This is a genomic window from Pseudomonas sp. W3I7 (assembly GCF_030816095.1).
GTDB classification, from domain to species: Bacteria; Pseudomonadota; Gammaproteobacteria; order Pseudomonadales; family Pseudomonadaceae; genus Aquipseudomonas; species Aquipseudomonas salomonii.
Window position 1 is genome coordinate 46,060 of record NZ_JAUSXP010000001.1, and the last position, 22,820, is coordinate 68,879.

Genomic DNA, 22,820 nt, shown 5'->3' on the forward strand with positions numbered 1-22,820 from the left:
TCCAAATGTGGGAGCTCCATTGTTTTTTGGCAACACCAGCAACTCATAAATTTTAAGCGGAGCAGTTATGGTTGATCGGCACGACTACGTGGCCCTCGAATGGGTCAAGGGCGACATTGCCGAAACCCTGAAACAGGCCCGTTCGGCGCTGGATGCGTTTGTCGAAACCCACGACAGCGACGCCATCGCCGAGTGCCTGGCCGCCATCCACCAAGTGCATGGCGCGCTGCAGATGGTGGAGTTTTACGGCGCAGCCCTGCTCGCCGAAGAGATCGAAGAACTCACCCTGGCCCTGCAAGCCGAGCGCGTCGGCCAGCGCGATGAAAGCATCCGCCTGCTGCAACAAGCCCTCAGCCAATTGCCGTTGTATCTGGACCGCGTACACAGCGCCCGCCGCGACCTGCCGCTGGTGGTGTTGCCGCTGCTCAACGACCTGCGCAGCGCGCGCGGCGAAAGCCTGTTGTCGGAAACCAGCCTGTTCAGCCCGCAACTGCTGTCGGTTGCAGCGTTGCCCGACGAAGCCCTGGCCCAGCGCGCAGTGCCAGAACTGCACGAACAACTGCGCCAGTGGCACCACCTTTTGCAACAAGCCTTGGCCGGCCTGCTGCGCGAAGACCATGGCCCGAGCAACCTCGAAGACATGGCGCGGGTGTTTGCGCGCCTCGAAGCGCTGTGCCAGGGCGCGCCGCTGTTGCCGTTGTGGCAAGTCACCTCGGCGCTGGTCGAAGGCATGCTCACTGGCGTAATCGCCAACAGCCCGGCGCTGCGCAGCCTGCTCAAGGCCAGTGACAAGCAACTCAAGCGCCTGCTGGCCCAAGGCATTGGCGGCATCAACCAGCCTGCGCCGGACGAATTGCTCAAGAGCCTGCTGTTTTATGTGGCCAAGGTCACCCGGCCGACGCCGCGCATGCAAAGCCTCAAGGAACGTTATGGCCTGGATGAGGCCTTGCCCGACAGTGCCGTGGTCGACGCCGAACGGGCGCGCCTGGCCGGGCCGGATCGCAATGCCATGGGCTCGGTGCTTGGCGCATTGTGTGAGGAACTGGTGCGGGTCAAGGAGCGCCTCGATTTGTTCGTGCGCAGCGACCGCCAACACACCGACGACCTGGATGCGCTGCTGGCGCCATTGCGGCAGATCGCTGATACCTTGGCCGTGCTGGGCTTCGGCCAGCCGCGCAAGGTGATCATCGACCAGCTCGCCGTGGTGTTGAGCCTGGTGCAAGGTCACCGCGAACCCAATGACGCCGTACTGATGGACGTCGCCGGCGCCTTGCTCTATGTCGAGGCCACACTGGCCGGCATGGTCGGCACCGTCGAACCGGAAAGCCGCGAAGAAAGCCGCCTGCCCACCACCGACCTGACGCAGATTCATCAATTGGTGATCCGCGAGTCGTGCCAATGCCTGCGCCAGGCCAAAGAACTGGTGATCGACTGCATCGAAGCCGACTGGGACCGCCAACGCCTGGAATCGCTGCCGGAGCTGCTCAGCCAGGTGCGCGGCGCCTTGGCGATGATTCCACTGCCACGCGCAGCGAGCCTGATGCGGGGTTGCACCGATTACGTCGACGAACAGTTGATGGTCAACGACGCGCCGCCGACCCAGGCGCAGTTGGCGCATTTTGCCGAGGTGATCAGCAGCCTTGAGTACTACCTGGAACGCATGCTCCAGGACGCTGACGCCGCGGGCGAACGCGTGCTGGAACTGGCCACCCAGGGCTTGGCCGCGTTGGGTTACCTGCCCGCCGAGAAGCCCTGGCGTCAGGCGCTGGTTGCGCCAGAGGGTGCATTGCCGGCCGACAGCACGCCGAGCCAGTCCCAGTTCGATGCCTTGGCCAGCCCGATCACGCGCTTGAACCCACCGGCGCTGCATCGCCCCGGCAGTTTGCTGCCGCCGCCGGCCGATGAAGAACCTATCGACGATGAGCTGCGCGAAGTCTTCCTTGAAGAGACCGACGAAGTCCTCGACGTGCTGCACCGCCACCTGCCCAACAGCGCCGACAAAACCGCCCAGGGCGAAATGCGCCGGGCCTTCCATACATTGAAAGGCAGTGGCCGCATGGTCCGCGCGCTGGTGCTGGCCGAGCTGGCCTGGGCCGTGGAAAACCTGCTCAATCGCGTGCTCGAACGCAGCGTGGCCCTCGACCCCGACGTGCAACACGTGCTGGATGAAGCGGTGGCCCTGCTGCCCGAATTGATCGCCGACTTCGCCACCGACGACCAACACCAGCGCGATGAAGTCGACGCCCTGGCCGCCCGTGCCCATGCCCTGGCCAGTGGCACTGCAACGGCGACCGGTGGCACTGCCACAGCCGCCGAGCCCCACGACCCGATGCTGCTGGAGATCTTCCGCAACGAAGCCCAGAGCCACCTGGAGAGCATCAACCACTTCCTGCAACAGGCCGCCGAGCATGTGCCGCTGCAAGTCAGCGATGAGCTGCAACGCGCCCTGCACACCCTCAAAGGCAGTGCCTACATGGCCGGCGTATTGCCGATTGCCGAACTGGCGCGGCCGCTGGATCACCTGACCCGTGAGTACAAGGCCCACCGTCTGCCGCTGGACCTGGACGAAGTGGAACTGCTGCTGGAAGCCGAAGGCTTGTTCCAGCGCGGCCTGCGTCAACTGGACAGCGACCCGCTGGTGCCGATCAAAGGTGCGCCGGACCTGATCAGCCGCACCCAACGCCTGCTCGACCAACAACTGCAAGCCTTGCTCGACGCGCCGAACACAGGCCTGCGTATCAAGCGCGACCCGCAGTTGATCGCCAACTTCCTGGCCCAAGGCATGGACATCCTGCTCGACGCCGAAAGCCTGTTGCGCCGCTGGCAGCAGCACCCCGGCGAACGTCAGGAACTCACCGCGCTGCTGGACGAGTTGACCACCTTGGGCGAGGGCGCGCATATCGCCGACCTGCACAGCATCGACGAACTCTGCGAAGCCTTGCTTGACCTCTACGGCGCGGTGGAGGAGAGCAGCCTGGCGGTCAGCGAGCGGTTTTTCCACGAAGCTGAACAGGCCCATGACGCGCTGATCAACATGCTCGACCAGTTGGCGGCGGGGCAGGAAATCAGCCCGGCGCCGGCGCGGGTGCAGGCCCTGCGCGAATTGCTCGATGGAGCCCTCGACCCGTCGGCCACCGGCCTGATCAAAAGCGACGGCAGCCGTGCCCTCAGCATTGCTGAACTGGGCGCGGCCACGGCGCAGTTGAGCCAGGACACGGCGATGGACGATGAAATCGTCGAGATCTTCCTCGAAGAAGCCGTGGACATCCTCGACAGCGCCGGGCAGTCGCTCAAGCGCTGGCTGCTGGAGCCCGACAGCGCCGCGCCGTTGTCGTCATTGCAGCGCGACTTGCACACCCTCAAGGGTGGCGCGCGCATGGCCGAAATCGGCCCGATTGGCGACCTCGCCCACGAGCTGGAAGGCCTCTACGAAGGCTTGGTGGACCGCCGTTACAGTTACTCCACCGAGTTGTCCCACGTGTTGATGGCCAGTCACGAGCGGCTGGCCTTGCAGCTGGATCAACTGCAAGACCAACAACCCCTCAGCGACTCCAGCGACTTGATCGCGCAACTGCGCGAGTTGCGCCACAGCAGCACGCCCGCGGCCCCGGTCGCAGCCCCCGAAGTGGCGACGGCCGACCCCGAGTTGCTGGAAATTTTCCTCGAAGAAGCCGCCGATATTCTCGACAGCTCCGGCAGCGCGCTGGTGCGTTGGCAGGCCGAGCCGAACAATCGCCAGGAAGTGGAAACCCTGCTGCGCGACCTGCACACCCTCAAGGGTGGCGCGCGTATGGTCGAAATCGGGCCGATTGGCGATCTGGCCCATGAGCTGGAGTTTCTCTACGAAGGGTTGTCGGCCGGTTTGCTGGCGCCGTCGCCGGAACTGTTTTCGCTGCTGCAAGGTTGCCACGACCGCTTGGCGCAGATGATCGATGCCGTGGCGGACGGTTTGCCGGTGGGCTCGGTGGACAAGCTGATCGAGCGGATCAAGAGCCTGGTGCACCCGAGCGATGAGCCGCTGGCGCCGGTTGCCCTGCCCGCCGGTAAGGCCGAAGCGGCGGTCGACCCGGCTGCGGACATGGTGAAAATCTCCGCCGATTTGCTCGATGATCTGGTCAACCTGGCCGGTGAAACCTCGATCTTCCGGGGGCGCATCGAGCAGCAGGTCAATGATGCGCGCACGGCCCTCAACGAGGTCGAAACCACCATCGAGCGCATGCGCGACCAACTGCGCCGCCTCGACAGCGAAACCCAGGGCCGTATCCTCAGCCGTCAGCAGGCCGAGGCCGAGCGCTTGGGTTATGAAGAATTCGACCCGCTGGAAATGGACCGCCATTCGCAGTTGCAGCAACTGTCCCGTGCGCTGTCCGAGTCCGCTTCCGACCTGCTGGACCTCAAGGAAACCCTCGACCGCCGCAACCAGGATGCCCACAACCTGTTGCAGCAACAGGCGCGTATCAACACCGAGCTGCAAGAGGGTTTGATGCGCACCCGCATGGTGCCGTTTGAACGCATGCTGCCGCGCCTCAAGCGCATCGTGCGGCAGGTGGCGCAGGAATTGGGCAAGGACGTGGAGTTCGTGGTCGGCAATGCCGAAGGCGAGATGGACCGCAACGTGCTGGAGCGTATGGCTGCGCCGCTGGAACACATGCTGCGCAACGCCGTCGACCATGGCCTGGAGTCCCGCGAAGCACGGGTGCTAGCGGGCAAACCGGAAAAGGGTCGTATCACCCTGGACCTGACCCACGAAGGCGGCGATATCGTGTTCGACATGCGCGACGACGGCGCCGGCGTGCCGCTGGACGCGGTGCGGCGCAAGGCGATCAAGCGCGGCCTGCTCGGCCCCCATCAAGAGATCAGCGACCGTGACGTGTTGCAGTTCATCCTGCAACCGGGCTTCTCGACGGCGGAGAAAATCACCCAGATTTCCGGGCGCGGCGTGGGCATGGATGTGGTGCACGAAGAAGTGCGCCAGCTTGGCGGCTCGATGGTGATTGACTCCACGCCCGGAGCGGGCGTGCACTTTCGTATTCGCCTGCCGTTTACCGTGTCGGTCAACCGGGCGCTGATGGTGCAGTGCGCGGACGATCAATATGCGATCCCGCTCAACACCATCGAAGGCCTGGTGCGTGTGCTGCCCCACGAGCTGGCCGGGCACTATCAGCAAAACCCGCCGCGTTATGAATATGGCGGCCAGCGTTACGAATTGTTCTACCTTGGCGACCTGCTGCATACCGTCAGCCGCCCGAAATTGCTCGGCCAATACCAGCCGGTGCCGATGCTGCTGGTGCAATACAACGAACGGCGCGTGGCGGTGCATGTGGATGCCATGGTCGGTACGCGGGAGATTGTGGTGAAGGGCCTGGGGCCGCAGTTTGCGGGCGTGCAGGGCTTGTCCGGCGCGACCATCCTGGGTGATGGCCGCGTGGTGCTGATCATTGATCTGCTCGCGCACATCCGTGCACGCCAACCGGCCTTGCCGGCCCAGGCGATCGACGCGCCGCTGATCCTCAACGACCCGCTGAAAAAGCGCCCGCTGCTGGTGCTGGTGGTGGACGATTCGGTCACCGTGCGCAAAGTCACCAGCCGCCTGCTGGAACGCAACGGCATGAACGTGCTCACCGCCAAAGACGGCGTCGACGCTATCGCCTTGCTCGAAGAACACACCCCGGACCTGATGCTGCTCGACATCGAAATGCCGCGCATGGACGGCTTCGAAGTAGCGATCCAGGTGCGCAACGACCCGCGCCTGATGCGCCTGCCGATCATCATGATCACCTCGCGCACCGGCCAAAAACACCGCGACCGCGCCATGGCCATCGGCGTCAACGACTACCTCGGCAAGCCGTACCAAGAGTCGGTGCTGCTGGAAAGCATCGCCTACTGGAGCAAGTCCCATGCTTGACCACCGCACCAGCCAACTCACCGGTTTGTTGTTGCCCCTGGCCGCCCGGCATCTGGTGTTGCCCAATGTGGCCGTGGCCGAGCTGATCGACTTCCAGCGCGGCGAACCGGCCAGCGATGCGCCGCCGTGGTACCTGCGGCAAGTGACCTGGCGTGACCGGCAAATACCCCTGATCAGCTTTGAAGCCGTGTGCGGCGAAGCGATCTTGACCGCCGAGCGCTCGCGCATCGTGGTGCTGAACGCGCTGGGCGGGCGGCCGACGTTGAAGTTTATTGCGCTGGTGATCCAGGGCATTCCGCGCTCGTACAAGCTCGACAGCGAACTGAGCTACGTAGACGTGCCACTGTGCCCGCTGGAACTTGCGGCGGTGCAAGTGGGCGAGCATGTGGCGAAGGTGCCGGATTTGATGGGGCTTGAAGCGCTGTTGGTCGAGTCCGGCCTGGCCTGAAACCAAGCCTTGTGAAGTTCCAATGTGGGAGCTGGCTTGCCTGCGATAGCGGCTTGTCAGCCACTGCATCAACAGCAGGCCCGCCGCCATCGCAGGCAAGCCAGCTCCCAGAATGAATGTGTTCGGCTCAAGACCTCAATCAATCCGCGCAAACCGCTCAATCACTGGCTGCTCCCGATGCTCGGCCTGCCACAAATCGTAGGCACTTTGCATCGACAACCATAGCTGCGCGGTACTCACACCAGCCCGCTCCAACCTCACGGCAAGGTCTGGGCTGACAGGCGCATGCCCATGCAAGATCCTTGAAAATGTCTCGCGGGCAAAGCCCAGGCGTCGTGCCATTTCGGTGATGGTAATGCCCAAGGCCGGGATCACATCTTCAAGCAGGATTTCACCTGGGTGAGGTGGGTTGTGCATACCTATATTGGGTTTGATGGTCGGGTTCATGATGTTCGCCCGTGGTGATGTTCGGTGGGGAAAAAAAGACTAGAGGGCCGGGTTCCAAGCAACAACCTGAAAACCTTGTCGGAATATTCTCTGTGGCGAGCGGGCTTGCCCCGCGTTGGGCTGCGCAGCAGCCCCCAAACCTGCCGACTCGGTTTGCCTGATACACCGCGTTTACCTTGCTGGGGCCGCTTCGCAGCCCAACGCGGGGCAAGCCCGCTCGCCACAGGAAGCGTTTTTGCCGTGAGCGTTGTGCCCAGCCTTCGGAATTTTCCTGCAAGATTTCGAGCTGTGCATGAACTTGTTGTGGGTAGTCATGGCGGCTAGTCTTCGTCCCGTCATCGAAAAACGGTGACACGGACGTGCAAGTCCGGTTACATATCGGCGCACCAACGCCCATAGCCATTCAACGGGCGTTTTTTATGCTCGCTGTATTTGTTATGGCGGCTGTGCGCGGGAGATCCCTCGGGGTCTGCCGGGGTCCGATATGCCCGGTCTTGCACACCTGCGCACAGCTGCCACCTTATTCGCGTGCAAGCGGAAGAGGGCAGCCTCCATCACATATCGGAGCTGTAAATCATGGTTAAACATACCCCTAATCCGCCCCTCTTCACCGTAAACCCCCACCAAAACACCGAAGCTCTACTGGCCAACGCCAGCGAAACCCTGTGCTCCCTCAACGTACTGACCTGCAACCTTGCCTTCGACCTGGACCCCGCCCAGCGCGCGAGCATGTTGGCGATCCAGCAAATGGCAGAGCTGAGTCAGCTGTTGGTCGACAGAGCACTGGAACAAGTCAGCCCCGCCTAAGCGTTCCCAAAAAGGGACCGCTATCTAATAAGCACCCCTGAGCAAATGTGGGAGCTGGCTTGCCTGCGATAGCGGACTGTCAGCCCACAACTTCATAGCTGAACCACCGCCATCGCAGGCAAGCCAGCTCCCACAGGGGCTCTGTGCGGCAGCCTGAAAGTAGCCGCAGGTCGTGGATGACTTGATCGTTCCCAAAAAGGGACCTATCGTTCCCTTTTTGGGACTCTTTGGCCTCTGCCATGCAAACCTTGTCGCTCAGCACTGCACTCTTCACCAACACCCAGCAAAAAGTGCTGGGCCTGCTCTTCGGCAAGCCCGATCAAAGTTTCTACACCAATGAAATCGCACGCGCGGCTCAAGTGGGCAAAGGCAGCCTCACCCGCGAGCTGGAGCGTTTGCAGCTGGCGGGCATTTTGAGCATGACGCGCCAAGGCAATCAGACCCACTATCAAGCCAACCCCCAATGCCCAATTTACTCGGAGTTGTTGGCCATCGTGCGCAAAACCCTGAGCCTGGACGAACCCTTGCGCAATGCATTGGCACCGTTCGCCAAGCAGATAACCTGGGCCTTTATCTACGGCTCCATCGCCAAGGGCGAGGCGCACTCATCCAGTGACATAGATCTTATGCTGATCGGCCAGAGCCTCAACTACAGTGAAGTCATGGAGCAGCTCATGCCGCTGGAAGAGCAGCTGGGCCGCACCATCAACCCGACGCTTTACACCCCTGAAGACTGGACCAGCAAATGGAGTGCCGGGAACAGTTTTGTGCAGCGGGTCGTGCAGCAGGACAAGATCAATCTGATGGGGGGCAACCCTCAGGAGTCCATGGATGGACAGCAAGGCAAACCTGGAAAACCTGCAACGTAATGGTGGCTTGAAGGCTGAGCCGCCGGATCGCAAAGAGTGTGATGGGCTGATGCGCTCGGCGCGGGATCGATTGAGGGATGCAGGTAATCCGCAGTTAGCCTTCGCCAGTCGTTTCGACTTGGCGTACAACGCCGCCCACGCTATCGCGCTCACAGCTCTGCGCCTGTGCGGGTATCGCTCCGACAAACGCTATTTGGTCTTTCAATGCCTCATTCACACCGTCGACGCGAACAAGGTGCAGGGTGAGGTTATTGGCGCTGTGTCATGAGCGCCGCAACCTGGCGGAATATGAAGGATATATGGATGAGGATGAGGCGTTGCTTGGGCAGTTGATGGAAGGCGCGACGATGCTGCTGGGCAAAGTGGAAGACGTGCTGGCTGGCCATCAGTGGCAGTGACACGATTCCCCTGTACACCACCGAACAAATGTGGGAGCGGGCTTGCTCGCGAATGCGGTGGGTCAGTTACAGGTGTACCGCCTGACACCCTGCATTCGCGAGCAAGCCCGCTCCCACATTTTCATCTTCATTCGGCGCTAACTCATTGTTTATTGAGGGTCCGTTACTCCAACCGTAACGATCCGCCGCCGGGCTTGATTGATGCCCCCCACTTTCACTCCTAAGGTACAGCCCACGACAGCAAACCCCGTGGAGCGACCATGACAACAACCAACACCCCCGATTCGCGCTGGACGCGGCGGCGCGACGAGAAGCAGCGGCGGCTCGGGCTGGTTAAAAAATACGCAGACGGGGCGGTGTTGCCCAGTGACAAAATCGTCGAAGCGCTGGAAGCGCTGATCCTGCCCGGCGATCGTGTGGTGCTGGAAGGCAACAACCAGAAGCAGGCCGATTTTCTCTCGCGCTCACTGGCCAAGGCCGACCCGGCCAAGCTCCGCGATTTGCACATGATCATGCCCAGTGTCGGCCGTTCCGAGCACCTGGACCTGTTTGAAAAGCGTATCGCGCGCAAGCTGGATTTCTCCTTCGCCGGCACCCAATCCCTGCGCATCAGCCAGTTGCTCGAAGACGGCCTGCTGGAAATCGGCGCGATCCACACCTACATCGAACTCTACGCACGGCTGGTGGTGGACTTGATCCCCAACGTGGTGCTTTCGGCCGGTTTCATGGCCGACCGCGCCGGTAATATCTACACCGGCGCCAGCACCGAAGACACGCCGGCGCTGATCGAGCCCGCGGCGTTCAGCGACGGCATCGTCATTGTGCAGGTCAACCAGTTGGTGGATGACGTCACTGACTTGCCCCGCGTCGACATCCCGGCGAGCTGGGTGGATTTTGTGGTGGTGGCCGACAAGCCGTTCTACATCGAACCGCTGTTCACCCGCGACCCGCGTCATATCAAGCCGGTGCATGTGCTGATGGCGATGATGGCGATCCGTGGCATCTACGAAAAACACAATGTGCAGTCGCTCAACCACGGCATCGGTTTCAACACCGCCGCCATTGAGTTGATCCTGCCGACCTACGGCGAATCCCTGGGCCTGAAGGGCAAGATCTGCCGCAACTGGACCCTCAACCCGCACCCCACCCTGATTCCCGCGATTGAAAGCGGCTGGGTGGAAAGCGTGCATTGCTTTGGCACCGAACTGGGCATGGAAAACTACATCGCCGCCCGCCCGGATGTGTTCTTCACCGGCCGCGATGGCTCGATGCGTTCCAACCGGATGTTCTGCCAATTGGCCGGCCAATACGCGGTGGACCTGTTTATCGGCGCCACCCTGCAAGTGGACGGCGACGGCCACTCCAGCACCGTGACCCGCGGCCGTCTTGCCGGTTTCGGCGGCGCGCCGAACATGGGCCACGACCCACGCGGCCGCCGCCACGGCACGCCGGCCTGGCTCGATATGCGCCACGATGACGCGCCTGAGGCTTTACTGGAACGCGGCAAAAAGCTCGTGGTGCAAATGGTCGAGACCTTCCAGGAAGGCGGCAAACCCACCTTCGTCGAAACCCTCGACGCCGTGGAAGTGGCGCGCAAAAGCGGCATGCCGCTCGCGCCGATCATGATCTACGGCGACGACGTTACTCACCTGCTTACCGAAGAAGGCATCGCCTATCTGTACAAGGCGCGCTCGCTGGAGGAGCGCCAGGCGATGATCGCCGCCGTTGCAGGCGTCACCGCCATCGGTATGCGCCACAACCCCAAGGACACCGCGCGCATGCGCCGCGAAGGCTTGATTGCCTTGCCCGAAGACTTGGGGATTCGTCGCACCGACGCCACCCGCGAGCTGCTCGCCGCCAAGAGCGTGGCCGACCTGGTGGACTGGTCCGGTGGCCTGTACAACCCGCCCGCCAAGTTCAGGAGCTGGTAAATGCGCGCCCTCAAACTGCATGAACTGAGCCTAGCCGATCGCCTGGCGGATATGGCCGTGGATGCCTTGATTGATGAGGCTGACCTGTCGCCCAAACCCGCATTGGTAGACCGTCGCGGCAATGGTGCCCATCGCGATTTGCACCTGGGCTTGATGCACGCCTCGGCGCTGTCGTTGTGGCCGATGTTCAAGGAAATGGCCGAAGCGGCGCTTGAGTTTGGTGAAGTCGGCTTGCCCTTGCGCGAAGCCCTCGGGCGTATCGGTCGAGAAGGTGAGCAAGCCATGCTCGCTACCACCCATGGCGTGAATACCCATCGCGGCGCGATCTGGGCACTCGGCTTGCTCACTGCCGCAGCGGCCCTGGCACCACGCGCCGTCACGCTCACCGCCGCCAAGCTGGCCTTGCTCAACGACCGTTTCGCCCCGCAACCGCTGAGCCATGGCGCGCAAGTCGCGCAGCGCTACGGTGCACGCGGCGCCCGTGAAGAAGCGCAATTGGGCTTCCCTGCCGTGGTGCAACGCGGCCTGCCGCAGTTGCACAAAAGCCGCCAGCAAAACGCCGGTGAACAGAATGCGCGCCTGGATGCCTTGCTCGCGATCATGACCGACCTGGCCGACACCTGCGTGCTCTACCGCGCCGGCACCGAAGGCCTGTACGCCATGCAGCGCGGCGCCCAGGCGGTGCTGGACGCTGGCGGCAGCGCGAGCCTCGCCGGGCGCCGCCACCTGCACGAACTCGACCAGCAACTCCTGGCCCTGAATGCCTCGCCAGGCGGCGCCGCCGACCTGTTGGCCGCCTGCCTGTTTATCGACCGCCTCGACGGAGCGTTGTGATGGAAACCTTATCCTTTGAATTCCCCGCCGGGCAGCCGCCCAAAGGCCGTGCGCTGGTGGGTTGCGTCGGCTCCGGCGACCTGGAAGTGCTGCTGGAACCGGGCACGCCCGGCACGCTGACCATTCAAGTACAGACCTCCGTGAATGGCGCCGAGCAACGTTGGCAGCACCTGTTCGAACGAATCTTCCAGGAACACACGCCGCCGGCCTTGAAGATTGATATCCACGACTTCGGCGCCACCCCCGGCGTGGTGCGTTTGCGCCTGGAACAGGGTTTCGAGGAGATCGGCCATGACTGATTTACTCAACAAGCACAGTTTCGTCGAACTCGGCGCCCGGCAGCGGGCCAAGGCGCTGCTGGACAGCGGCACTTACCGCGAACTGATCGACCCGTTCCAGCGCGTCATGTCGCCGTGGCTCAGCCGTCAAGGCGTGGTGCCGCAAGCGGATGACGGCGTGGTGATCGCCAAGGGCAGCATCGCCGGGTTGCCGGTGGTGATTGCTGCCATCGAAGGCAATTTCCAGGGCGGTAGCCTTGGTGAAGTGGGCGGCGCGAAAATCGCCGGTGCCCTCGAATTGGCGGCTGAAGACAACCGCAACGGTGTTCCGACCCGTGCCGTGCTGCTGCTGGAAACCGGCGGTGTGCGCTTGCAGGAAGCCAACCTTGGGCTGGCGGCGATTGCCGATATCCATGCGGCGATTGTCGACCTGCGCCAGTACCAGCCGGTAATCGGCGTGGTGGCGGGCAGCGTCGGTTGTTTTGGTGGCATGTCCATCGCCGCCGGGTTGTGCAGTTATCTGGTGGTCACCCGCGAAGCCCGCCTGGGCTTGAATGGCCCGCAAGTGATCGAGCAGGAAGCGGGCCTGGAAGAGTACGACTCCCGCGACCGGCCGTTTATCTGGAGCCTTACCGGCGGCGAGCAGCGTTTTAACAGCGGCTTGGCCGACCGTTATGTGGCGGACGATGTGGCGCAGATTCAACAGACCGTCAGCGTTTTGCTGCAACAGGGTTTGCCCGAGCAACAGCGCAGCCGTCAGGTCGACTTCTACCTGGCGCGCCTTACCGAGCTGGACGCAACGCCGCAAATAGACCCCGCGACGGTGCGCGACCTGTATCAAGGAGATCGCCCATGAGAGGCTTGCAGTGGTTCCACGCATTGAGCGCCGGTGCAACGCCTGTCGAAGGGTTGCCGGACTCTTTGAAGGTTGCAGACGGCGTAGTGGGTGAGCAGACCGTGCGTTTTATTGCCGTGGTCACCGACGCGCAAAATCGTTTCCGGCGTGCGCGCAACGGCGAAGTCGGTTTACTCGAGGGCTGGGGCCTTGCCAAGGCTGTCGACGAAGCCATCGAGAAGGGCGACAAACGCCCGATCATCGCTATCGTCGATGTGCCGAGCCAAGCCTATGGCCGTCGCGAAGAAGCCCTCGGCATCCATCAGGCACTGGCCGCCGCCGCCGACAGCTATGCCCGCGCTCGCTTGGCCGGGCACCCGGTGATTGCGCTGCTGGTGGGCAAAGCCATGTCCGGTGCGTTTCTCGCTCACGGTTATCAGGCCAACCGTATGATCGCCCTGCGTGACCCTGGCGTGATGGTGCACGCCATGGGCAAGGCTTCGGCGGCGCGAGTGACCTTGCGCAGTGTGGAAGAACTCGAAGCCTTGGCGGCCAGCGTGCCGCCCATGGCCTATGACATCGACAGCTATGCCAGCCTCGGTTTGCTCTGGAAAACCCTGTCGGTCAGCCAGATTGAACAGCCCACGGCGGACGACGTGGCGCAAGTCAGCGATTGCCTGTTGCACGCCATTCAAGATATCCACAGCGCGGATCTGAAAGGGCGCCTGGGTGCGAGCAATCGTGCTGCCTCAAGCCACGTGCGCCAACTGCTGCGAGAGCAATGGTGAACGCCCACGACTTGCTCTGGGGCATGACCCCGGCGCATCTGCCCGCTGACGCGCCAGCCTGGGCGCGGGACGTGATCAGCGCCGGTCACCCGGTGGTGGTGCGTCGCGCCCTGGGCGAGCCGGGTTACGTGGCTGTCGGTGTGCGCGGGCGCTTGCGTGAGCAGCGGTTTGCGGCGGTGATGCCGATCGTCGCGGTGCAGCAGCGGGTGACGCCGCAAGACTTGCGCAGTGTGATCTCGTCACGGGATTTGCCGGCACTGCGCGCACTGGATCAACTGCGCCCGGTGTTGGCGCAACAAGACTGGGGCGTCACCGGCAGTGCAGGTTTCGAGCTGGCCAGCGGCATTGAAGCATTGCATGGCAAGAGTGATCTGGATTTGATGCTGTGCACACCCGAGCCACTTGAGCGCATCGCTGCACGCAATCTGCTGGCGTTGTTGGACGCGGCCGAATGCGCCGTCGACCTGCAACTGCAAACCCCGTTCGGCGCTGTCGCGTTGCGCGAGTGGGCAGGTGAATCACGCCGGGTGCTGCTTAAAACCACCCACGGCGCGCACCTTGTGCTCGACCCCTGGCAGGCCGTGGCATGAGCAGCCTTCTGGTATTTCCAGGGCAGGGCGCCCAGCGCGCGGGCATGCTGCAAGCGGTGCCTGCCCACGTCCTGGAAGAAGCCAGCGATGCACTGGGCGAAGACGCAAGCCTGCTCGATTCGGCCCAAGCTCTGGCCAGCACGCGTGCCGTGCAACTTTGCCTGTTGATCACCGGCGTGGCTCATGCCCGCCAATTGCAACACACGCCCGATTACGTGGCGGGCCTGTCCATCGGCGCTTACCCGGCAGCCGTCATTGCCGGTGCGCTGGCGTTTGACGATGCGGTAAAGCTGGTGAGCCTGCGCGGCGAACTGATGCAAAACGCTTATCCACACGGCTACGGCATGACTGCGATCATCGGCCCGCAGTTATCCACAGTCGAAACGCTGCTGGCCGAAATCCACAGCCCACAAACCCCGGTGTACCTGGCCAATATCAACGCGGACAACCAGACCGTCATCGCCGGCAGTGACGAAGCCATGCAGCGTGTCGCGCAACGCATCAAAGGCAACGGCGTGGCCAAACGCCTGGCCGTGAGCGTGCCATCCCATTGCGTGCTGCTGAACGAACCCGCCGAGGCATTGGCGCAGGCGTTTGTAACGCTCAAGGCGCCATGCATCACCTACCTGAGCAGCACCCGCGCGCGACCTATCCACAACCCCGAGCAACTGCGTGACGACCTGGCCTTCAACATGTGCCGCGTCGTCGACTGGCGCGGCACCGTGCAAAGCGCCTACGAGCGCGGTGTGCGCCTGCAAATCGAACTGCCGCCTGGCGCGGTACTCACCGGCCTGTCCCGGCGTGTTTTCGAGCAAGGCAGCGCAATCGCCTATGAAGGCGCACGCCTGGACACCTTGCAGGCCCTGCTGCAAGAGGAGGAGCGCCGCCACCGATAAAGCACCACCCAAGGCTTTCGAAGCACAAAAACAACAATTTCGATGAAGCACTTTGAGGACTACAACAATGATTATCTACGGTGTGGCTTTGCTGGCGATCTGCACGCTTGCAGGCGTGATCATGGGCGACATGCTCGGCGTGTTGCTGGGCGTCAAATCCAACGTGGGCGGGGTGGGCATCGCCATGATCCTGCTGATTTGCGCGCGCCTGTGGATGCAAAAACGCGGCGGCATGACCAAGGATTGCGAGATGGGCGTGGGCTTCTGGGGCGCCATGTACATTCCAGTGGTAGTGGCGATGGCGGCGCAACAGAACGTGGTCACCGCCCTGCACGGCGGCCCGGTGGCGGTGCTGGCGGCGATCGGTTCGGTGGTGGTGTGTGGCTGCACCATCGCGCTGATCAGCCGTACTCACAAAGGCGAGCCGTTGCCTGCTGAAGAGCCGCTGATTGCTCCTGTGGGAGGCCGCTGATATGTGGGACCTCATCGAAAAAGGCTTGGAACATAACGGCCTGGTCACCGCGTTTGCCTTCGTCGGCGTGGTGATGTGGGTTTCCGTGGTGCTGTCCAAGCGCCTGACCTTCGGGCGCATTCACGGCTCGGCGATTGCCATTGTGATCGGCCTGGTGCTGGCCTGGGTTGGCGGCACGCTGACGGGCGGGCAAAAGGGCTTGGCCGACGTGGCATTGTTCTCCGGCATTGGCTTGATGGGCGGCGCGATGCTGCGCGACTTCGCCATTGTTGCCACCGCGTTTGAGGTGCAAGCCACTGAAGCGCGCAAGGCTGGGTTGATTGGTGTGATCGCGTTGCTGCTGGGCACGATCCTGCCGTTTATCGTTGGCGCGAGCATGGCCTGGGCATTTGGTTATCGCGATGCCGTCAGCATGACCACCATCGGCGCGGGCGCTGTGACCTACATCGTCGGCCCGGTGACCGGTGCGGCAATTGGCGCGACCTCGGATGTGATGGCGTTGTCGATTGCCACCGGGTTGATCAAAGCGATTCTGGTGATGGTCGGCACGCCAGTGGCGGCACGCTGGATGGGCCTGGATAACCCGCGTTCGGCGATGGTGTTCGGTGGGTTGGCCGGCACCGTGAGCGGGGTGACGGCGGGGCTGGCGGCGACGGATCGACGGTTGGTGCCCTATGGCGCGTTGACGGCCACGTTTCATACCGGGCTTGGGTGTTTGCTGGGGCCTTCGCTGTTGTACTTCATTGTGCGTGGGATCGTCGGTTAATTATTGTCGGCTATCAGGGCCTCATCGCAGGCAAGCCAGCTCCCACATTTTGATGTGTGAATACATTCCAGTGTGGGAGCTGGCTTGCCTGCGATGGCGGTGTCAGGTTTGGCGATTGGCATACATCCGACACTCCGCCAGCAACGCCAGCAAGTTCGGATCACGCTCCTTGGCCTTCAAGAACACCACGCCAATATGCTGCTGCAACCGATACCGCGGCTGCAGCGGTATGAGCTTCACACGGTTCTCATACACCGCTGCAATCCGCCCTGGCAGCAACGCATAACCCACACCTGAACTGACCATGCTCAACAGCGTGAAAATGTCGTTCACCTGCATCGCCACCTTCGGCTCGAACCCCGCCTGCTTGAACACCCGGTTGCCGTCTTGATGGGTGGCGAAGCCTTGGGTGAGGGTAATGAAGGTCGCATCGCGCACATCCGCCAGGTCGATCTGCTGCTCGCGGTCGAAGGGTGAATCGGCCGGTGTGGCGAGGAAGATGTCGTCGGAAAACAGCGCGATCTGTTCGCAGTCGGGGTCGTTGGCGTGGTCGTCGAGGGAGATCAGGATCGCGTCCACCTCCATGTTCTTGAGCTTGTAGAGCAGGTCGAAGTTGGAGCCCAGAATCAGGTCGATATTGAGTTCGCTGCGCCTGATTTTCAGGCCCATGATCAGTTGCGGCACAGTTTTGACCGTCAGCGAATACAGTGAGCCCAGTTTGAAACGCTCGGCGGAAAACCCGGCGGCTTCGCGGGTCAGGCGCACGCTGTCGACCACGTCGGCCACCAGCTTTTGGGCGCGTTCTTCCAGCACGTAGGCGCTTTCCAGCGGGGTGAGGTTGCGCCCTTCGTGTTTGAACAACGGGCAGCGCAGCGCATTTTCCAGCGAGTGAATAGCACGGTGCACGCTGACGTTGCTGGTTTGCAACTCGGCAGCGGCGCGGGCAAGGTTGCCGGTGCGCATGAACGCCAGGAAGATTTCCAGCTTCTTGAGGGTGAATTCTTCGTCGATCAGCATGGCCGTGGCTCGGGTTCGAATGCCATCGATTGTGCCCCTAAAACCCTTTCACTCCCAGCCATGCGCTGCACAGGCCCAGCACCAGGCGGGTGTACCGAAGGGAACAGGTACAGCCCGCGCACGGTCACAACCGCACCCGGCACGCCATGCCAGGCCATGGAGATTGGCGTATGTGGGAGCTGGCTTGCCTGCGATGAGGTCTGTCAGTTATTGAATGATGGGCTGACACACCGCTATCGCAGGCAAGCCAGCTCCCACAGGACTCAGTAAGTGTTCCATCGGCACGGGGTCGTTGGGCAAATGAAGAAATGCGTGTTACCTGCAACAGTGCCGGTAGCGTCAGAATGGTCCTGGCACAACCATGTGGTAACGGTTATTCGAGGTGAGTGACACATGTATCACGGGGAACGATTCAACGCCTGGAGCCACTTGGCCGGGGCGGTTGCCGCTTTTGTCGGCGCAGTGTGGATGTTGGTGGTGGCGAGCCTGGACGGCAGCCCCTGGAAGATCGTCAGTGTGGCGATTTATGGTTTTACCCTGCTGGTGCTGTACAGCGCGTCCACCGTGTACCACAGCGTGCAGGGGCGGCGAAAAGAGATCATGCAGAAGGTTGATCACTTTTCGATCTACCTGCTGATTGCCGGCAGCTACACCCCCTTTTGCCTGGTGACGCTGCGCGGGCCGTGGGGTTGGACGCTGTTCGGGATTGTGTGGGGGCTGGCGGTGATCGGCATTTTGCAGGAGATCAAGCCAAGGTCTGAGGCGCGGATTCTGTCGATTGTGATCTATGCGGTGATGGGCTGGATTGTGTTGGTGGCGGTCAAGCCATTGATTGCTGCGCTGGGCACGGCGGGGTTTATCTGGCTGGCGTCGGGCGGGATGTTGTACACCGTCGGCATCATCTTTTTCGCCCTCGAGGATCGCCTGCGCCATTCCCATGGGATCTGGCATTTGTTTGTGATCGGCGGCAGTTTGCTGCACTTTGTGGCGATCATGCATTACGTGCTGTGACCTGTGGACGCTGGCTTTTTTTGGGAGCTGGCTTGTGTGGGAGCTGGCTTGCCTGCGATAGCGATGTTGAATGTGCCGACGCTATCGCAGGCAAGCCAGCTCCCACATTGGATAGGTGGTGTCCTTAGAGGCGTTCCAGCAATTCGCGGGCGCGCTTGCCGAAGATCTGCAGCAAGTTCGCCAACATATGCGGCGGCGGCTCATCAGCGCGGGTCAGGGCGTACAGGGTGATCGGCAATGGCGGCGTCAGCGGGCGAATGCAGGTGGTCGCGGTCGACGCGCCGAGGGCGGTAAACGGGTCGATCACCGTCAACCCGGCACCTGACTCCACCATCGCCCGGGCCAGGGAATAGGTCTGTACGGCAATGCTCACCCGTGGCGGTGGGTCGACGTTTTCAAGGTAGCTGTCGAGCTTGGCGGCCAACGGGTCGGCACTGGACAGGCCAACCAGTGGCGCACCCGCCAGGTCAGCCAAGGGCAGGGGCTTGCTCAACTGCGCATCCGACCAATAGCCCTTGGACGCCAACGCCACCAACACGCCGTTGGCCAGCACCTGCGTGGTCAGCCCCGGATGGCCGGAGAAGTTCAGCGTCAGGGCCAGGTCAATCTCACGCATCAACAGCTTCTGCACCAGCTCGCGGCTATGGTCGCTGGACAGTTCACAGACCATGTCCGGGTAGTCGCGCTTCCATTCCAGAATGGCCGGCGGCAGCAACGACAGGGCCAGGGCTGGAATCGCACCAATACGCACACTTTGGCCCGGCTTGCGGCGCAGGCTCTTGGCCAGGCGGCGCACGCCTTGCAGGCTTTCGGTGACTTTCTCGACTTCGCTTTCCAGCGCCAGCGCTTCCGGTGTGGGCTGCAGTTTGCCGCGCACCCGTAAAAACAGCGGAAAGCCCAACTGCAACTCGGCGTGCTGCAGCACCTTGGTCACCGCCGGTTGCGAAACGTGCAACAGCTGCGCGGCGGCGCTGACGGAGCCGGTCTGGCGGATCGCCTGGAAGATTTCGATATGACGCAGGCGCATGGCAAGTCCATAACCTTTGTTTATAGGTGACCCATCTTTATTCATTGTCGGCGGCCTGTCACCTGGCTCTAGGCTTGGGGCCAGTCAATTCAACAGCGGGTGGCAGCAATGGCCAAGCGGGTTTGCATCATCGGTGGTGGCGTTATCGGCTTGGCGAGTGCCTACGCCCTGGTGCGTGCAGGCCATGAAGTGACAGTGATCGAAGCGCGGGACAGCCTGGGCAGCGAGACCAGTTTCGCCAACGGCGGGCAGCTCTCCTACCGTTATGTCGCGCCGTTGGCCGACAAAGGTGTGCCGCTGCAAGCCATCGGCTGGTTGTTGCGCGGTGATTCGCCGCTGAAGCTGCGCCCACGCCTCGACCCGCAGCAATGGCGCTGGATGGCAGCCTTTATCGGCGCCTGCCGTGGCTCGGTGAACAAACGCAATGCTGCGCACCTGCTGCGCCTGGCGTCCTTGAGCCAGGCCACGCTGGAGCAATGGCGCGAAGGCGATCGTCTGGAGGGCTTCGATTGGCGCCGCAACGGCAAACTGGTGACGTTTCGTAACGCCGCGTCCTTTGAGCATGCGCGCAGCAAGGTCACCCATAGCGTGCAGCAACAGGTGATATCCGCGGCCGATTGTGCGCACTTGGAGCCAGCGTTAATGGGCGCTGATTTCCTCGGTGGCATCTACACGCCGAACGAGGAGGTGGCTGACTGTCACGCCTTCTGCCAACGGCTGGCGGCCCGGCTCGAAGCCTCGGGGCGCTGCAGGTTTTTGCTGGGCCGCAAGGTTACTCGCATACGCCACGCCGACGGCGCGGTGCAGGCCATCGAGTTGGGTGACGAGGTGATGGCGGTGGATCAACTGGTGCTGGCGGCCGGGCATCGCAGCGCGCAGTTGGGTTTGCCTGGGTTGTCATTGCCACTGTATCCGCTCAAGGGCTACAGCCTGAACGTGCCGATTGGCGCGCATCACCAGGCGCCGAACGTGAGTGTCACCGACTATGACCGCAAGATCGTGTATGCGCGCATCGGCGAGCAACTGCGGGTCGCGGCCATGGTGGATATCGTCGGCTTTGATGCAGGCCTTGAGCCCAAGCGCCTGGCGCTGATGAAACGCCAGGCCATGGAGACACTCCCAACGGCCGGCGATTACGCCCACGCCGTGGAATGGGCCGGCATGCGCCCGGCGACGCCCACCGGCGTGCCGCTGATCGGCGCCAGTGCCTATCGCAACCTGTGGTTGAACCTGGGCCACGGCGCCCTGGGTTTTACCCTGGCCTGCGGCAGCGGCCAATTGCTGGCCGAACTGATCAGCGAGCACGCGCCTTCCATCGATATGCAGGGCCTCACGCCCCGCGCCGCTTAAGGATACAGCCATGACCATCACTCGAATCAGCAGCAACGAGCGCCTCTCTGGCGCCGTCACCTTCAAGGACTTGGTGTTCCTCTCGGGCCAGGTGCCGGGCGACGGCCAGGATGTGGCCACGCAAACCCGCGAAGTACTGGCCAAAATCGACGCACTGCTGGCGCAAGCCGGCAGCGACAAGGATCACGTGCTCAACGCCACGATTTACCTCAAAAACATCGGCAGCGGGTTTGCACCCATGAATGAAGTGTGGTCCGCGTGGTTGTCGCCGGGCATGGCGCCGACACGCACCACCTTGCAGGCCGAACTGGCGCGCCCGACGGTGCTGGTAGAAATCAGCGTGATTGCTGTACGTAAATGACCAAAAGACCAACGGAGAATAACAATGAAAAAAATCCTGTTGACCGGCTGCACCCTGGGGCTGTTGTTTGGCGCACAGGTTCAGGCCAATCAAGCCCCGCTGGACGGCACCTTGAGCAAGATCGCGAATGCCAAGTCGATCACCTTGGGTTATCGCGATGCCTCGGTGCCGTTTTCCTATGTGGGCGATGGCAGCGGTACGCCCATGGGCTATTCGGTGGAGTTGGCGAACAAGATCGTTGAGCGCATCCAGCAGAAAGTCGGGGTGGCCAAGCTGAATGTGAAGTACAACCTGGTGACCTCTCAGACCCGTATTCCGCTGGTGCAGAACGGCACCGTCGACCTGGAATGCGGTTCCACCGGTGTGACCGCCGAGCGGCAGAAGCAGGTGGCGTTTTCCTACGGGTTTATCTATGTGAAGGGCCAACTGCTGACCGCCAAGGACAGCGGCATCCAGGGTTTTGAAGACCTCACGGGCAAGAACGTGGTGACCACGGCCGGCACCACCAATGAGCGTTTTCTCAAGAGCTATAACGCCGACCACAAGGCCAATATGTTTGTGATCAGCGCCAAGGACCATGGCGAAGCGTTCAAAATGCTCGAGACCGGCCGCGCAGTGGCGTTCTACATGGATGATGCGCTGCTCTACGGCGAGCGTGCCAAAGCCCGTGACCCGCACCACTGGGTGGTGGTGGGCAAGGAGCAGTCGCGGGAGATCTACAGCTGCATGGTGCGCAAGGACGACCCGCAATTTCTTGCCGTGGTCAACGAAACGCTCGCCGACCTGTACCGCTCCGGGGAGATCAACGGGATTTATCAGCGCTGGTTTGAACAGCCGATTCCGCCCAAGGGCCTGAACCTGGAGTTCCCGATGACCCGCGAGTTGAAGGCGATTATTGCCAAGCCGGTGAGTGATCCGGTGGAATAGCGAAGTGTTAACCCGATTAGTGTGGGAGCTGGCTTGCCTGCGATAGCGGTGTTGAATGTGCCGACGCTATCGCAGGCAAGCCAGCTCCCACAGTTTTGATTGTGGTTTGCAGCGCGGGTTAGAAGTCGCCCCAGAGTTGCTGGGCCACGCTCAATGCGACGACCGGCGCGGTTTCGGTGCGCAGCACCCGCGGGCCGAGGCGGGCGGCGTGGAAGCCGGCGTTTTGGGCAGCGTGTACTTCAGCGTCGGTCAACCCACCTTCAGGCCCGATCAGGAACGCCAGGCTCGATGGCTTGGCGTGGCTGACCATCGGCTCGGCCACCGGGTGCAGCACCAGCTTCAAATCCGCCTCGGCTTGCTTCAACCAGTCGGCCAGTAACAGCGGCGGGTGAATCGCCGGCACCGTCGAACGCCCGCATTGCTCGCAGGCGCTGATCGCCACCTGGCGCCAGTGCAACAGACGTTTGTCGGCGCGTTCATCCTTCAGGCGTACTTCGCAGCGGTCGCTGAAGATCGGCGTGATTGCATTCACACCCAATTCGGTGGCTTTCTGAATCGCCCAATCCATGCGCTCGCCCCGGGACAGGCCTTGGCCGAGGTGGATGTGCAGCGGTGATTCGGCCTGGCCCGCAAAGCGTTCCGTGAGTTGCACGGTGACGCGTTTTTTACCGACTTCCAGCAAAGTGCCGAGAAACTCCTGGCCTGAGCCGTCGAACAATTGCACGGCATCGCCTTCGCCCATGCGCAATACGCGGCTGATGTAGTGCGCCTGGGCTTCGGGCAATTCATGCTCGCCGATGCTGAGCGGGGTGTCGGTGAAAAAACGGGACAGTCTCATTTCTGTTCTCTGAAAAAATACAAAA

The 22,820-nt window shown here is 62.3% G+C and carries 21 protein-coding genes and 1 pseudogene; 18 read left to right on the plus strand and 4 right to left on the minus strand.

Going from position 1 to position 22,820, the window contains the following annotated elements; all coding sequences use genetic code 11:
* The first annotated feature begins 67 nt into the window (after window positions 1-67).
* Together QF043_RS00250 and QF043_RS00255 are read left to right on the plus strand one after the other, a co-directional pair.
* Window positions 68-5,905 (plus strand): Hpt domain-containing protein, encoded by a 5,838-nt coding sequence (locus QF043_RS00250; protein ID WP_307417134.1) that lies wholly within the window; start codon window positions 68-70, stop codon window positions 5,903-5,905.
* Window positions 5,898-6,353, plus strand: a complete 456-nt coding sequence (locus tag QF043_RS00255; RefSeq protein ID WP_307417135.1) for a chemotaxis protein CheW — start codon at window positions 5,898-5,900, stop codon at window positions 6,351-6,353. Before QF043_RS00250 ends, QF043_RS00255 begins: the two co-directional genes overlap by 8 nt.
* Before the next feature lie 135 nt (window positions 6,354-6,488).
* Here the strand turns inward: QF043_RS00255 and QF043_RS00260 are convergent, their stop codons facing one another.
* Complete coding sequence (locus tag QF043_RS00260) at window positions 6,489-6,776, minus strand: HigA family addiction module antitoxin (protein ID WP_020301914.1); 288 nt, start codon at window positions 6,774-6,776, stop codon at window positions 6,489-6,491.
* 600 nt (window positions 6,777-7,376) lie between these two features.
* Here QF043_RS00260 and QF043_RS00265 point away from each other — a divergent pair.
* The 12 genes and pseudogenes from QF043_RS00265 to madM all read left to right on the plus strand — a co-directional run bounded on the left by QF043_RS00265 (window position 7,377) and on the right by madM (window position 16,264).
* Window positions 7,377-7,607 carry a DUF6124 family protein gene (locus QF043_RS00265; protein WP_307417136.1) on the plus strand — a complete coding sequence of 77 codons (231 nt, stop codon included), beginning with the start codon at window positions 7,377-7,379 and terminating at the stop codon, window positions 7,605-7,607.
* A 239-nt stretch (window positions 7,608-7,846) separates the two neighbouring features.
* On the plus strand, window positions 7,847-8,476 hold the full coding sequence (locus QF043_RS00270) for a nucleotidyltransferase domain-containing protein (RefSeq protein WP_307417137.1): 630 nt from the start codon (window positions 7,847-7,849) through the stop codon (window positions 8,474-8,476).
* Window positions 8,439-8,874, plus strand: a pseudogene (locus tag QF043_RS00275) (hypothetical protein). Before QF043_RS00270 ends, QF043_RS00275 begins: the two are co-directional and overlap by 38 nt.
* Before the next feature lie 260 nt (window positions 8,875-9,134).
* The gene (gene mdcA / locus QF043_RS00280; protein ID WP_307417138.1) at window positions 9,135-10,805 is read left to right on the plus strand and encodes a malonate decarboxylase subunit alpha; all 1,671 of its coding nucleotides are present in this window, start codon (window positions 9,135-9,137) and stop codon (window positions 10,803-10,805) included.
* The gene (locus QF043_RS00285) at window positions 10,806-11,639 is read left to right on the plus strand and encodes a triphosphoribosyl-dephospho-CoA synthase (protein WP_307417139.1); all 834 of its coding nucleotides are present in this window, start codon (window positions 10,806-10,808) and stop codon (window positions 11,637-11,639) included. It begins immediately after the preceding gene.
* On the plus strand, window positions 11,639-11,938 hold the full coding sequence (locus tag QF043_RS00290; RefSeq protein ID WP_056857713.1) for a malonate decarboxylase subunit delta: 300 nt from the start codon (window positions 11,639-11,641) through the stop codon (window positions 11,936-11,938). The genes QF043_RS00285 and QF043_RS00290 overlap by 1 nt, the downstream gene beginning before the upstream one ends.
* A complete protein-coding gene (locus tag QF043_RS00295) occupies window positions 11,931-12,773 on the plus strand; it encodes a biotin-independent malonate decarboxylase subunit beta (protein ID WP_307417140.1) in 843 nt (280 codons plus the stop codon). The genes QF043_RS00290 and QF043_RS00295 overlap by 8 nt, the downstream gene beginning before the upstream one ends.
* Entirely contained in the window at window positions 12,770-13,540 is a 771-nt protein-coding gene (gene mdcE, locus QF043_RS00300; protein WP_307417141.1) for a biotin-independent malonate decarboxylase subunit gamma, read from the plus strand. The genes QF043_RS00295 and mdcE overlap by 4 nt, the downstream gene beginning before the upstream one ends.
* Entirely contained in the window at window positions 13,534-14,130 is a 597-nt protein-coding gene (locus tag QF043_RS00305) for a malonate decarboxylase holo-ACP synthase (RefSeq protein WP_307417142.1), read from the plus strand. Before mdcE ends, QF043_RS00305 begins: the two co-directional genes overlap by 7 nt.
* Window positions 14,127-15,026: a malonate decarboxylase subunit epsilon gene (gene mdcH / locus QF043_RS00310; RefSeq protein ID WP_307417143.1), complete on the plus strand. Its 900-nt coding sequence runs from the start codon at window positions 14,127-14,129 to the stop codon at window positions 15,024-15,026. Before QF043_RS00305 ends, mdcH begins: the two co-directional genes overlap by 4 nt.
* Window positions 15,027-15,093: 67 nt before the next feature.
* Window positions 15,094-15,498 (plus strand): malonate transporter subunit MadL, encoded by a 405-nt coding sequence (gene madL / locus QF043_RS00315; RefSeq protein WP_024077881.1) that lies wholly within the window; start codon window positions 15,094-15,096, stop codon window positions 15,496-15,498.
* Window position 15,499: 1 nt separating this feature from the next.
* On the plus strand, window positions 15,500-16,264 hold the full coding sequence (madM, locus tag QF043_RS00320) for a malonate transporter subunit MadM (RefSeq protein ID WP_307417144.1): 765 nt from the start codon (window positions 15,500-15,502) through the stop codon (window positions 16,262-16,264).
* Window positions 16,265-16,366: 102 nt separating this feature from the next.
* On the opposite strand, the gene QF043_RS00325 is transcribed toward madM, so the two are convergent.
* The gene (locus QF043_RS00325; RefSeq protein WP_017139426.1) at window positions 16,367-17,281 is read right to left on the minus strand and encodes a LysR substrate-binding domain-containing protein; all 915 of its coding nucleotides are present in this window, start codon (window positions 17,279-17,281) and stop codon (window positions 16,367-16,369) included.
* A 393-nt stretch (window positions 17,282-17,674) separates the two neighbouring features.
* Here QF043_RS00325 and QF043_RS00330 point away from each other — a divergent pair, with 393 nt between their 5' ends.
* Window positions 17,675-18,292 carry a hemolysin III family protein gene (locus QF043_RS00330; RefSeq protein WP_307417145.1) on the plus strand — a complete coding sequence of 206 codons (618 nt, stop codon included), beginning with the start codon at window positions 17,675-17,677 and terminating at the stop codon, window positions 18,290-18,292.
* A gap of 124 nt (window positions 18,293-18,416) precedes the next feature.
* On the opposite strand, the gene QF043_RS00335 is transcribed toward QF043_RS00330, so the two are convergent.
* Window positions 18,417-19,319 carry a LysR family transcriptional regulator gene (locus QF043_RS00335; RefSeq protein WP_307417146.1) on the minus strand — a complete coding sequence of 301 codons (903 nt, stop codon included), beginning with the start codon at window positions 19,317-19,319 and terminating at the stop codon, window positions 18,417-18,419.
* Between the two features lie 108 nt (window positions 19,320-19,427).
* Between QF043_RS00335 and QF043_RS00340 the strand changes: the two genes are divergently transcribed.
* From QF043_RS00340 to QF043_RS00350, 3 genes are read left to right on the plus strand one after another with little or no spacing between them, the layout of a single operon-like run.
* On the plus strand, window positions 19,428-20,669 hold the full coding sequence (locus QF043_RS00340; protein ID WP_307417147.1) for a D-amino acid dehydrogenase: 1,242 nt from the start codon (window positions 19,428-19,430) through the stop codon (window positions 20,667-20,669).
* Between the two features lie 10 nt (window positions 20,670-20,679).
* Entirely contained in the window at window positions 20,680-21,030 is a 351-nt protein-coding gene (locus QF043_RS00345; protein WP_307417148.1) for a RidA family protein, read from the plus strand.
* Window positions 21,031-21,054: 24 nt separating this feature from the next.
* On the plus strand, window positions 21,055-21,957 hold the full coding sequence (locus tag QF043_RS00350) for a transporter substrate-binding domain-containing protein (protein ID WP_307417150.1): 903 nt from the start codon (window positions 21,055-21,057) through the stop codon (window positions 21,955-21,957).
* Between the two features lie 118 nt (window positions 21,958-22,075).
* Here QF043_RS00350 and QF043_RS00355 read toward each other — a convergent pair whose 3' ends face one another.
* Complete coding sequence (locus QF043_RS00355) at window positions 22,076-22,795, minus strand: 16S rRNA (uracil(1498)-N(3))-methyltransferase (RefSeq protein WP_307417151.1); 720 nt, start codon at window positions 22,793-22,795, stop codon at window positions 22,076-22,078.
* Window positions 22,796-22,820 lie beyond the last annotated feature (25 nt).

Coding starts and splice junctions, on each gene's coding strand:
- mdcH (WP_307417143.1), top strand. CDS start 14,127: ATGAGCAGCCTTCTGGTATTTCCAGGGCAGGGCGCCCAGCGCGCGGGC.
- QF043_RS00325 (WP_017139426.1), bottom strand. CDS start 17,281: ATGCTGATCGACGAAGAATTCACCCTCAAGAAGCTGGAAATCTTCCTG.
- QF043_RS00295 (WP_307417140.1), top strand. CDS start 11,931: ATGACTGATTTACTCAACAAGCACAGTTTCGTCGAACTCGGCGCCCGG.
- QF043_RS00265 (WP_307417136.1), top strand. CDS start 7,377: ATGGTTAAACATACCCCTAATCCGCCCCTCTTCACCGTAAACCCCCAC.
- QF043_RS00290 (WP_056857713.1), top strand. CDS start 11,639: ATGGAAACCTTATCCTTTGAATTCCCCGCCGGGCAGCCGCCCAAAGGC.
- QF043_RS00345 (WP_307417148.1), top strand. CDS start 20,680: ATGACCATCACTCGAATCAGCAGCAACGAGCGCCTCTCTGGCGCCGTC.
- QF043_RS00340 (WP_307417147.1), top strand. CDS start 19,428: ATGGCCAAGCGGGTTTGCATCATCGGTGGTGGCGTTATCGGCTTGGCG.
- mdcA (WP_307417138.1), top strand. CDS start 9,135: ATGACAACAACCAACACCCCCGATTCGCGCTGGACGCGGCGGCGCGAC.
- QF043_RS00335 (WP_307417146.1), bottom strand. CDS start 19,319: ATGCGCCTGCGTCATATCGAAATCTTCCAGGCGATCCGCCAGACCGGC.
- QF043_RS00285 (WP_307417139.1), top strand. CDS start 10,806: ATGCGCGCCCTCAAACTGCATGAACTGAGCCTAGCCGATCGCCTGGCG.
- QF043_RS00355 (WP_307417151.1), bottom strand. CDS start 22,795: ATGAGACTGTCCCGTTTTTTCACCGACACCCCGCTCAGCATCGGCGAG.
- QF043_RS00255 (WP_307417135.1), top strand. CDS start 5,898: ATGCTTGACCACCGCACCAGCCAACTCACCGGTTTGTTGTTGCCCCTG.
- mdcE (WP_307417141.1), top strand. CDS start 12,770: ATGAGAGGCTTGCAGTGGTTCCACGCATTGAGCGCCGGTGCAACGCCT.
- QF043_RS00270 (WP_307417137.1), top strand. CDS start 7,847: ATGCAAACCTTGTCGCTCAGCACTGCACTCTTCACCAACACCCAGCAA.
- madM (WP_307417144.1), top strand. CDS start 15,500: ATGTGGGACCTCATCGAAAAAGGCTTGGAACATAACGGCCTGGTCACC.
- QF043_RS00330 (WP_307417145.1), top strand. CDS start 17,675: ATGTATCACGGGGAACGATTCAACGCCTGGAGCCACTTGGCCGGGGCG.
- QF043_RS00350 (WP_307417150.1), top strand. CDS start 21,055: ATGAAAAAAATCCTGTTGACCGGCTGCACCCTGGGGCTGTTGTTTGGC.
- QF043_RS00250 (WP_307417134.1), top strand. CDS start 68: ATGGTTGATCGGCACGACTACGTGGCCCTCGAATGGGTCAAGGGCGAC.
- madL (WP_024077881.1), top strand. CDS start 15,094: ATGATTATCTACGGTGTGGCTTTGCTGGCGATCTGCACGCTTGCAGGC.
- QF043_RS00305 (WP_307417142.1), top strand. CDS start 13,534: ATGGTGAACGCCCACGACTTGCTCTGGGGCATGACCCCGGCGCATCTG.